The following is a 7478-nucleotide window of genomic DNA, read 5'->3' as shown; positions in this document are numbered from 1 at the left end:
TCCGGGCTGTGGCGGAAGTGGTAGTGGATGCCCTCTTCCTCGCACAGGCGCTGGATGAAGTGCAGGTCGGTCTCGTCGTACTGGGTGCAGTAGTCGCGCTCGGGATAGTCAACACCGAGTTGGAAGCTGTAGGCATCGCTCTGGATACCGTGATCGGCCAGCACCCGGCTGATGATCTGGGGTACCGTCAGGTGCTGGAAGATGCGCTGGTTGTGGCGCAGGCCCAGGTAGTGCAGGTGGGGTACCAGCTCCAGGCGGTAGCGGGTCAGGCGCTTGCCGGCCTCGCCGATGGCGGCGTGGTGGATCAGGCCGTGCAGGCCGGTCCCCTCGCCTTCGCCATGCTGAATACCCAGCCAGGCATTGCGCTGCAGCAGGGCCTCCAGATCCAGGTCCGGCTGGTCACTGACCAGCTGCAGTTCGATGCGGTAGCACTGGCTGATGGCTTCGTGAGCGCGGAAGGACAGCACCCGGAAGTCGTGCTCGAGGCCGGGCAGGTCCAGGGTGAAGTGGGCTTCATTGGCCAGGTTGAACATGGTGTCTCTCCCTGGTTCTCAGGTCGGCGGGGCTGATGTTCAGTCGTTGCATGCGGTACAGCAGGGTGCGTCTGGGCAGCCCCAGTTCCTGCGCGGCGCTGGTCTGATTGCCCTGATTGCGCTGCAGGCAATCGAGCAGCAGGTTGCGTTCGACCAGCTCCAGTCGGTCGCGCAGGTTCATGCCTGTGGCCGGCCCGCTGTCGGCGGGCAGGTTGAAATGCTCGGGCAGCAGCAGGTTGTCCTCGCACAGCAGCAGGGCCCTGGCGATCATCCCCTTCAGCTCGCGGACGTTGCCCGGGAAGCTGTAGCTGCTCAGCTGCTGCAGGGTGCCTTCGCCCCAGCTGCAGGGGCTGCGGTGCAGGAAGCGGCAGGCCTCGTCGGCAAAGCGCAGGGCCAGCAGCGCGATATCCTCACCCCGCTCGCGCAAGGGCGGCAGGCGGATGGGGAAGGGAGTCAGCCGGTAGTAGAGGTCCTCGCGGAACAACCCCTTACTGACCATGCTTTGCAGATCCTGATGGGTGGCGGTGATGATGCGCACATCCACCCGGCGGGTTTCGTTGCTGCCGAGCGGGCGCACTTCGCTTTCCTGCAGAAAGCGCAGCAGCTTGGCCTGCAGCGACAGGGGCATATCGCCGATTTCATCCAGGAAGAGGGTGCCGCCATCGGCGCTGGCGATGAGCCCGGCGTAGTCCCGATCGGCACCGGTGAAGGCGCCCCGGCGATAGCCGAACAGCTCGCTTTCCAGCAGGTGTTCGGGCAGGGCCGCACAGTTCTGCACCACGAAGTTCTCGCTGCGGCGGGAGCCGTAATCGTGAATCGCCCGTGCCACCAGCTCCTTGCCGGTGCCGGTTTCCCCGGTTATCAGCACTGTGACCGGGTTGTGCAGCACCTTGCCGATGAGCTGGTAGACCCGCTGCATGGCGGTGCTTTCACCGATCAGGCCGTAGCTGCGGGCCAGAGCCGTTGAAGGCGTCACTGCTGGGGGTGGGGGTGACGCCGGCTGATTGTGCTGCAACAGCTGCAGTTGCTGCAGAGTGAAGTTACCCAGTAACTGCAGGGATTCCTCGTAGGCCTGGAAGGCCTGACCTGCGCGCCCGGCCAGCAACAGCAGTCCGCTGACATGCTGCTCGCCGTCCTGCAGCGGCAGGCAGGTCAGGCAGCGCCACTGACCAGCATCGGCGGGCAGGAAATCCGTCTGATACAGGCTGCCATGCAGATCGTCGATATGCAGTGGCCGGTTCTGCGTCAGGCAATACTGCAGCAGCTGCTGGTCACGGTAGTCGCTGGACAGGGTGCCGCCGTCCCGGGAGCAGGAACGCCCATCCCGCCATTGCGCGGTCAGATTCAGCTGGGTATGGGTCACGTCCAGCAGATAGAGCTGACTCAGGGCGCTGCCGGACAGCGCACCCGCCGCCTCGGCCAGACCCTGCTGCAGTTCCCGATTGTCTCGGCTGCGGGCCAGAGCGGCGAAGCGGACCAGCAGCTGCTCGGCGTAATCCAGCGGCCGGCTCAGCTGGTCGAACAGCGGCGGCAATTCAAGCGAACTCACAGACCAGCGCTCCTTCGGCATCCAGGGTGGCGTGAACGTGGCTCAGGCTGGCGCCGGTGGCCATGCTGTCCAGCACCTGATCGACGATTCGCGGTTGCAACTGCTGGTCGATCAGGTAGTCGATCAGCCGCGCGCCGCTGTCGCCCTGCTGGCAGCGACCGGCGAAATGCTCGACCAGCGCCGGGCTGTGGCTGAAGCCCAGCTGGCGGCGTTGCAGGCGCTCGCCGAAGCGCTCCAGCTTGAGTGCGATGAGCTCCCGTAGCACCTGATCGTCGACCGGGTAGTAGGGCACCACGCGCATGCGGGCCAGCAGCGCCGGCTTGAAGTGGCGGCTCAGGGTGGGGCGTATGCTCTGTTCCAGTTGCGCGGCATCCGGCCGCTGGCCCCCGGCACAGAGCTGCATGATCTGTTCGCTGGCCAGATTCGAGGTCATCAGGATCAGGGTATTGCGGAAGTTGATCTCCCGACCTTCACCGTCATTGGCTACCCCCTTGTCGAAGACCTGATAGAAGACGTTGAGCACCTCGGGGTCGGCCTTCTCGATCTCGTCCAGCAGGATGACCGAGTAGGGCTTCTGGCGCACTGCTTCGGTGAGCATGCCGCCTTCGCCATAGCCGACATAGCCGGGCGGCGCGCCGAGCAGCCGCGATACGCTGTGCTTTTCCTGGAATTCGGACATGTTGATGGTGGTGAGAAAACGCTCGCCGCCATACAGCAGATCGGCCAGCGCCAGCGCGGTCTCGGTCTTGCCGACCCCGCTGGGACCCACCAGCAGGAATACCCCGGCCGGCGCATCCGGATTGTTCAGCCCCGCCGCCGCGGCGCGCATGGCGCGGTCCAGCGCCACCACTGCCTGCTCCTGGCCGCGGATGCGCTGGCGCAGATCGTCGGCGAAGCCGGTAACCCGTGCGCTGTGTTCCCGGGCCAGCTGGCTGAGCGGTACTCCGGTCCAGTGGCTGATGACCTCGGCCACCAGGCGCGGGGATACCTCGTAGCTCACCAGCCGCCGCTCGACGGGGATGCTCTGCAGTTGGCCCTGCAGCTGCTCCAGCTCGGCGCTCAGCTGCTCCAGTGACGGTGCCTGCGGCTGATCCGTTGGGCTGTCGGCCGGCGCGTCGGACTGGCGCCGCGCGGTGCAGCGGCGGCGCAGCTGCAACAGGCGATCCGCCAGTTCCCGTTGTTGCTGCCAGTCGGTCTCCAGCTCCTGCAAGGTGTGGCGGTTCCGGTCAATCTCCTGCTGCAGATGGTCGAGCTCGCTGCTGGCCACCGCCAGTCCGGCCTGCTGATCGCGCTGCCGGGCCTGGAGCTGACGTTCCTGCTCGGCGATTCGGGTGCGCAGGTCGGTGATGGCCTCCGGCGGTGAGGCGAGCCCGATGCGTACCCGGGCGCAGGCCGTGTCCAGCACATCCACTGCCTTGTCCGGCAGCTGCCGTCCGGCCAGGTAGCGCGCGGACAGCTGCGCAGCGGCAATCACCGCATCATCGCGCAGGTAGACCCCGTGACTGGCTTCGTAGAGGGGGGCCAGCCCGCGCAGTATGGTGACGGCTTCGTCGGTGGTCGGCTCCAGCACCTGCACCGGCTGGAAGCGTCGGGTCAGGGCCGGGTCCTTCTCGAAGTGCTTCTTGTATTCGCTCCATGTGGTGGCGGCGATGGTGCGCAGCTCGCCCCGTGCCAGTGCCGGCTTGAGCAGGTTGGCGGCGTCCGAGGTGCCCGGCTGGCCGCCAGCCCCGATCAGGGTGTGGGCTTCATCGATGAACAGGATCACCGGGCGGGCGGCGCTGCGAACCTCGTCGATCACCGCCTGCAGGCGACGCTCGAACTCACCCTTGATGCTGGCGCCCGCCTGCAGCAGGCCCATGTCCAGGGCCAGCAGGTCGACATCGCGCAGGGCCTCGGGTACCTCCCCGGCAACAATGCGCAGGGCCAGCCCCTCGACCACGGCGGTCTTGCCCACACCCGCATCACCGATGACGATGGGGTTGTTCTTGCGTCGCCTGGCGAGGATATCGATCATCTGGCGCAGGACCTGATCGCGGCACAGAACCGGGTCCAGACGGCCGTCCCGGGCCTGGGCTGTGAGGTTGTGGGTGAAGCGGGCCAGGGCGCTGTCTCCACCGGCGGCCGGAGCGCTGGCCGGCGATTCCTGCATGGCCAGAGCATGGTCAAGGAGCCTGTCGCTGCGGATGCTGTCGAGGGCCGGCTGGTAGCGGGTGCCGGCATAGCGCACCGGATTGCGCAGCAGGCCGAGCAGCAGTGCCGCCTGGTCCACCTGACTGCGGCCCAGTTCCAGGGTGGCCACCAGCAGCGCGTCCTGCAGCCACTGCACCAGCTCCAGGGCGAAGCTCGGGCTGCGGCCGCCGTCGCCCTCGCCGCGGGGCTGCAGGGCGCTGCGCAAGCCGTCGATATCCTGTTCCGCGTCCTCCAGAGCCTTCAGCAGCAGGCTGTCCGGACGCTCCAGCAACGCCAGCAGCAGATCCTCCGGCAGGACCTTGCCGGCACCCCGGCGCACGCAGCTCTGGGCGGCGGCTTCCAGGTCGCGGCGGCTGGGCGCATCGAGCGCCTGAACCAGTTTCTGAATATCCACGTTGATCATCTGTCAGTCCTTGATTCCAGAGGCCAGTGTGACTTCCGGGGGGTAGTCGGATTCGCCCAGCCAGCTGGTCCAGCCCAGCCGGCAGAGGTTGTCCCCGGCCAGAAAAAGCGGGTGAATGGCGTCCCGGCGCAGCTGCAGCCGCAGGTCATGGGCCAGGGGTGTGCGCAGACAGAAGCGCACCAGGGTCAGCAGTGCCGCATAGCCCTTGCCGCCAGGCAGGAAGTCATGGAAACCTTCCCAGTCCAGATCGCGGATATGGATGCGGAATTTGCCGCTGCGGTCGCGGATGCGGTCCCCCAGTACCAGCGAGCTGCCCAGCTGACTGTTGGCCCGGCCCAACCGGTTCTGCTGTTCCACGTCGATCTCCACCCGGCGTTCGACGCATTCCTCGATGTCCATGCCCGGGTGCTGGAAGTAGTAGCGCAGGGTGGATTCCAGCAGTGCCGCGGACTGCACGCGCATGCTGATCAGGCCCAGGTAGGGCAGCAGACGATTCCACTGCAGGTCGCCGGCCTCGCGCAGCGGCGCCAGACCCAGCCCGACCAGGGCAAACATGTGCGCCGAAACGGCGTCGCCGGCGCCGGGACGGTAGCGGCTCTGGTAGCGATATTTGCGCCATATCGGCAGCAGCAGCCGTTGCAGCCGGTTGTTGAACAGGTCGAGAAAGTCCCGGGTGGTAATGTCCCCCGGAGCATCGCCCAGGGCCTGTTCACTGTAGAAGGTCGGCAGTGGAGAGGCGGAGCCGAACAGGCCGATCAGATTGATACACAGGCGCGCCCGCAGCTCCCCATGCTCATGCACGAACTCCACCTGCTCGATATCGGTGCCGGGAAACCCCATGCTCGGATTGGCCCGGAATTCCAGGTGCTCGTACAGCGCCTCCTCGCTCAGGCCGGGGTGGGCCTGGCGCAGGCGGTGCATTACCTGGCTGATGCCCTGAAACAGGCTGTATTCTCGAATGGTGCGGCCCAGACTGCTCAGAGCAGGGGCTGCAACCCCATGCGTGGCGTCCATTGGTACCGCTCTCCCTGGGTGGTTGTGACCCGCAACTCGTGGAAGGAGTTGAGGTTGGCGTACAGCGCAAAGAATTCGTTGAGCACGCTGGCGAACAGGAAGAGTTCGCCCTCGCTCAGATAGTGCTCAGCGTCCATCTCCAGCTCGGTGCGTATGCCGCGCACCGGCAGCCCTTGCTTGAGACGGTCGACATGCTGGTGCCGTATATGTTTCAGGCCATCGAGCCGGTGCTGACCGATGCGCGCCGCGTGCTGATCGTGATAGCGCGGGAAGTCGTAGTTGCGCAGCATCGCCTTGAGTGCATCGACATTGGTCAGCGACAGGTAGTTGAGCGACATGTTGCTGATCAGCTTCCACAGGAAATCGCTGTCCAGGGGCGGTGCGTAGCTGGGGGTCACCGGACTGATGTTGCGGAAACCGAGAAAGTCCGGGGTGTCCTCGCTGAGGCAGCAGATGTCGCCGATACTCAGCTGGCTGGGCAGCTGGTGATTGGTGCAGGTCAGCTCGATGGACAGGGTCTCGTGGAGATCCTCGCTGCCGCCGCCGAAGCTGAGGAAGGTCTCCAGCCCTTCGCCGTGCAGGGACGGATACTGACGGAGGCTGTAGTGGGGCGCCGACACAGCTCCCTCGGTGCGGTTGTCGTGCTCGAAGGATTCGAAGGCGACGTACTCGGTATGCCCCATGCCGCCGGGCTTCCAGCCGGTGATCCGGTCCACCGAGTAGACCGCGCACTGGTGCTGCGGATATTCCGCCGGGCGCAGCAGGTAGTGGTCCTGTCGGCCATCAAGGCGGATAGGGACGGCATCGTGACTGAACAGGTTCGCCACCGGCGTGCAGTACAGACGCACGTTGTCCAGGGTCGGACTGATGCGCTGGCTGCCGGTCTTGCGGATGTGGCAGCGCAGCTCCAGACCGCAGGCCTGCTGGAGCAGCGCCGGATCGAGCCGGGTGAGACAGTCCAGCCCGGTGACGTCGACAAAGAGGAATTTTTCCTCGAAGGCGTAGTATTCTTGCAGGCAGCGATAACCGGTGAAGGTATTGACCGGGTAGGGGACCAGCCCCTGTTGCGGGTCGAAGCCACCGGCCTGCACCTGGTCGGCGTCGATCTGCAATGCGCGTGGTCGGCCGGGGCCCTCCGGCAGTGCCAGGGCGCGGCCTTCGGCATCCAGCAGGACCAGCTCTATCCTGTCCAGCTGCTGCAGCAGATACAGGTAGAGCATCTGGCTGACGTAGCGCTCGCCGGCCAGATGCAGGCGCAGGCGCTGCAGGCCCAGATCACCCAGACAGCCTTCGCAGACCATGGCCATGCGCAGGCTGAGCAGCGCGCCTTCACCCTTGACCGAGTAATCCAGCCGGTTCAGCTGCAGGGGCAGAATCTCCACCTCGCTGGTGGTGCGGAACCGGCAGGAGATGCCCTGTATCGGCCGGGACTCCACGGGGGTGTGACGGGGCACCGTCACCGCCGGGCCGGCGCGCCTCAGCGGGTCGAACTGCAGCATGCTGAAGGCCGGCAGCGGGCGCATGTAATTCGGCCACAGCAGGTGCATGAGCGAATGGGTCAGCTCCGGCAGTTCATCATCCAGCTTCTGCCGCAGCCGTCCGGTGAGAAAGGCGAAGCCCTCCAGCAGACGCTCCACGTCCGGGTCCCTGCCGCTCTGACCGAGGAAGGGCGCCAGCGCCGGGTTGCGCTCGGCAAAACGCTTGCCTGCCTGGCGCAGGGCGCTCAGTTCGCTCTGGTAGTAGTGGTTGAAGGACATGACTGGCGACCCTGTCTTGGTGGCTGGCGCGG

The 7478-nt window shown here is 66.0% G+C and carries 5 protein-coding genes; all 5 read right to left on the bottom strand.

What is annotated here, in order from left to right; translation table 11 throughout:
- A partial coding sequence (gene vgrG, locus BM046_RS13285; protein ID WP_143084198.1) for a type VI secretion system tip protein VgrG occupies positions 1-533 on the bottom strand: 533 nt, incomplete at its 3' end.
- Positions 514-2058 (bottom strand): sigma-54 interaction domain-containing protein, encoded by a 1545-nt coding sequence (locus tag BM046_RS13280; RefSeq protein ID WP_090540288.1) that lies wholly within the window; start codon positions 2056-2058, stop codon positions 514-516. The genes BM046_RS13280 and vgrG, both read right to left, overlap by 20 nt.
- Before the next feature lie 10 nt (positions 2059-2068).
- Positions 2069-4675 (bottom strand): type VI secretion system ATPase TssH, encoded by a 2607-nt coding sequence (gene tssH / locus BM046_RS13275; RefSeq protein ID WP_090540267.1) that lies wholly within the window; start codon positions 4673-4675, stop codon positions 2069-2071.
- 3 nt (positions 4676-4678) lie between these two features.
- Positions 4679-5689 carry a type VI secretion system baseplate subunit TssG gene (tssG, locus tag BM046_RS13270; protein ID WP_090540265.1) on the bottom strand — a complete coding sequence of 337 codons (1011 nt, stop codon included), beginning with the start codon at positions 5687-5689 and terminating at the stop codon, positions 4679-4681.
- Complete coding sequence (tssF, locus tag BM046_RS13265) at positions 5653-7446, bottom strand: type VI secretion system baseplate subunit TssF (RefSeq protein ID WP_090540263.1); 1794 nt, start codon at positions 7444-7446, stop codon at positions 5653-5655. The genes tssG and tssF overlap by 37 nt, the downstream gene beginning before the upstream one ends.
- Positions 7447-7478 lie beyond the last annotated feature (32 nt).

This window comes from Halopseudomonas formosensis (genome assembly GCF_900115905.1).
Lineage (GTDB): Bacteria > Pseudomonadota > Gammaproteobacteria > Pseudomonadales > Pseudomonadaceae > Halopseudomonas > Halopseudomonas formosensis.
The sequence above is the reverse complement of the archived record's forward strand: the minus strand, read 5'-3'. Positions and strand labels throughout refer to the sequence as shown.

Bases quoted from the DNA above. Each gene is read 5' to 3' on its own strand.
- tssH (WP_090540267.1), bottom strand. From the start codon at position 4,675: ATGATCAACGTGGATATTCAGAAACTGGTTCAGGCGCTCGATGCGCCC.
- tssG (WP_090540265.1), bottom strand. From the start codon at position 5,689: ATGGACGCCACGCATGGGGTTGCAGCCCCTGCTCTGAGCAGTCTGGGC.
- tssF (WP_090540263.1), bottom strand. From the start codon at position 7,446: ATGTCCTTCAACCACTACTACCAGAGCGAACTGAGCGCCCTGCGCCAG.